The sequence below is a fragment of the Kitasatospora sp. NPDC007106 genome (assembly GCF_040634455.1).
GTDB classification, from domain to species: Bacteria; Actinomycetota; Actinomycetes; order Streptomycetales; family Streptomycetaceae; genus Kitasatospora; species Kitasatospora arboriphila.
On the sequence record NZ_JBEYFP010000787.1, the window covers coordinates 1 to 2652 of the forward strand.

At 75.4% G+C, this 2652-nt stretch carries 4 protein-coding genes; 2 read left to right on the forward strand and 2 right to left on the reverse strand.

Annotated elements, in window-relative coordinates; genetic code table 11:
• Positions 1 to 140 (forward strand): aldo/keto reductase (locus ABZ641_RS32310; RefSeq protein ID WP_359987612.1); only part of this gene is annotated, 140 nt, incomplete at its 5' end.
• 83 nt (positions 141 to 223) lie between these two features.
• On the opposite strand, the gene ABZ641_RS32315 is transcribed toward ABZ641_RS32310, so the two are convergent.
• Positions 224 to 769, reverse strand: a complete 546-nt coding sequence (locus tag ABZ641_RS32315; protein ID WP_344628388.1) for a hypothetical protein — start codon at positions 767 to 769, stop codon at positions 224 to 226.
• A 272-nt stretch (positions 770 to 1041) separates the two neighbouring features.
• On the opposite strand from ABZ641_RS32315, the gene ABZ641_RS32320 reads away from it, so the two are divergent.
• Positions 1042 to 1794 (forward strand): hypothetical protein, encoded by a 753-nt coding sequence (locus ABZ641_RS32320; protein ID WP_359987607.1) that lies wholly within the window; start codon positions 1042 to 1044, stop codon positions 1792 to 1794.
• 48 nt (positions 1795 to 1842) lie between these two features.
• Here the strand turns inward: ABZ641_RS32320 and ABZ641_RS32325 are convergent, their stop codons facing one another.
• Complete coding sequence (locus ABZ641_RS32325; RefSeq protein ID WP_359987609.1) at positions 1843 to 2487, reverse strand: hypothetical protein; 645 nt, start codon at positions 2485 to 2487, stop codon at positions 1843 to 1845.
• Positions 2488 to 2652 lie beyond the last annotated feature (165 nt).

A 2652-nucleotide genomic window follows, 5' to 3' on the forward strand; every position in this document is an offset into this window, starting at 1 on the left:
TGGCCTGGCTGATCGGCGGCGAGGTCCCGGTCGTCCCGCTGGTCGGTGCCTCCTCGGTGGCCCAGCTGGACGAGAGCCTGGCCGCCCTCGACCTCACCCTGACGGCCGACCAGCGGGCCAGGCTCGACGCCGCCCACTGACCGGCGTCACGGGTGCGCCGCGGCAGCCCGGGCCCTGACCGGGAGCCGGACCGGGAGCCGGACCGGTCGGCCGGGGGCGGTCGTCAGTCCTCGCCGGTGGCGACGACCACCACCGCGTGGCCGTTGCCGATGCCGACGACGGCCGCGTCGAAGGTGGCCTCGCTGACCGGCGCCCAGTGGACGTTGCCCGTGGCGCCCTCCCGGTAGGCGGCGTAGCCGTTGGCCCGCCAGTCGGCGCCGGGCCCGAGCAGGTCGACGAGACCCCGGGCGACCGCCTCCGCGACGGGCCGCAGGCCGCCTTCGCCGGTGCGGTACACGAGGTCGCGCAGGAGCGTGGCCGCGGTCCACGGGACGATCTCCCCGGGCGGGATCCCGATTTTGAGGGCCGCGTCCATCCGCGCGGGGTCGCGGGGCCCGCCGTGGCCGTGCCGGCAGTCCCGGCAGTGCACCGCGAGCAGGCCGGTGGGCTCCAGCACGTCCCAGCAGAGCTGCCCGTGGCTGCGGCCGTCGTCGGGCCCGAGGTGGACGACGCGGTGCCGCGACGCCCCCAGTTCGGCGAGCCACGTCGCGAGGTCGGGATCGGGCCCGAGGTCGTACGGCTCCGGTCGAAGCCCGAAGGAGAGATCCATGCATGCCCCCGTGGGACCGCGCGGGCGCCGCGCGGCCGATGGTGTCCGACGGCCGCCGGTCCGGCGGCCTGCCAGGTAGGACGGCCTCCGGCGCCGTGGCGTTCCGGATCGCGGGGACTCCGTCGGTCCGCCCGTTCGGCCTCCGCGGGCCGGAGCGGCCCGGCGGTTCCTTCACCCGGCCGGCCGCGCACCCTCCGCCCGATCGTGTGGCACGTCCGCAATCCGTGGTGGCGGTGGTTGCGCGGCCGCGGTCCGGACGCGATAAGGGACGCATGGCGCACACTGTCGAGAACGCGGACGTCGAGATCAAGGTCACCGTGTCCGGCGAGGCGACCGCGGAGGCCTGCGGGACGCTGGAGCTGGACCCCGAGGACGGGAGGCACCGCACCGTCCACTTCTGGGACAGTCCGCGCCGCAGCAACGGCGGCGTCGAGTTGCCGCTGCTGGACGACGGCCTGGTGATCCGTCTGCGGAAGACCAAGAAGTCGGACAAGGACGATCTGACGGTGAAGCTCCGCCCCTGCGACCCCGACCGGCTCCCCGCCGGTTGGCGGACGCCGCAGGAACAGGAGGAGTGGGAGTTCAAGATCGAGGAGGACTGGACCGGCCGCAACCGCGTCTGGGCCGCCTCGCTGAAGGCGGACGGGGACTACGGCCGGCCGACCACCGACGACGGGCAGTCCGGCCAGCCCGAACTGACCGACGAGCAGCGCGACCTGCTCGACCGCGCGGGCTTCGGCTGCGACCGGCTGAAGGACCTGGTGGCGCTCGGCCCGATCGACTCCGTCCAGTGGAAGCCCTCGCTGCGGGACCTGATCCACCCGGTCACCGCCGAACTCTGGACGGTCGCCGACCAGGGGCTCAGCTTCCTCGAACTCTCCGTCCGCACCGGCCCCGCGGAGGCCTCCGCCGCGCAGGAGCTGCTCGTCCGGACGCTGCGGGACCGCGGCCTGCGCGTCTCCGACCGCCCGGAGTCCAAGACCCGCACCGCCATGACCGCCCTCGCCCGCGCGATGTCCCGCTGAGCGGTCCGCGGGCGCCCGCTCCGCCCGGGACGGGCAGCCGACGGGCCGTCAGGGCAGGTAGGTGCGCATGCAGCTGGGGGACGGCGAGGGGGAGGCCGGGCCGCCGCTCGGGGTCTGCGGGACCGTCCCGGACCCGCCGCACGGGTTCGGGACGACGCCGGGCCCGGTGAAGGACATCCACCGCACGTCGTAGGGCCCCTGCCCGTACCAGCCGTGGACGAACACGGTCAGCTCGGTGGTGTCCGCCCCCGTGGTCACGCGCACCGACAGTCCGTTCCAGTCGCTCCGGTCCGACCACGTGGCGACGGTCTCCGCGCCGCTGCCGGACGCCCCGACGAACACGTACGGGCCGCGCACCGAGGCGGTCAGCGTGTAGCTGGAGTTCGGCTGTACCCGGACCCGCTGGGTGCAGCCCGCGTAGCTGTCGGCGGTCGGCCGGCCCGAGACGTAGTGCTCGTGCGGGACGGTGCTGTGCGAGGTGGTCGGCTCGCAGTCCCAGATCCACGGGTACGAGTCGAAGCCCCCGTTGACGATCAGTTGGACGTCCGGCAGCGCCGCCGTCGCCGAGGGGGCCGGTCCGAGGGTGGCGCCGGCCAGTGCGAGTGCCGCGGCAGCGAGGCCGGCGGGCAGGCCGTGGCGGCCGGGCCGGCGGGTCGGACGGGGCCGACGGGTCGGACGAGTGGGTGCACGCATGCCGTCTCCGAGTCAGGAGTTCCGATGGGCTGCGGTGCAAGGGAGTGGTCCACACCATGGTGGACGGCGCCCGCCGTCGTCAAGGAGGCACGGGCCGCCGGGCTGTCGGGGCGCCGGGAGGCGCACGGCGGGCGGGGCGGGCGGATCCGGCCGGGTGGATCCGCC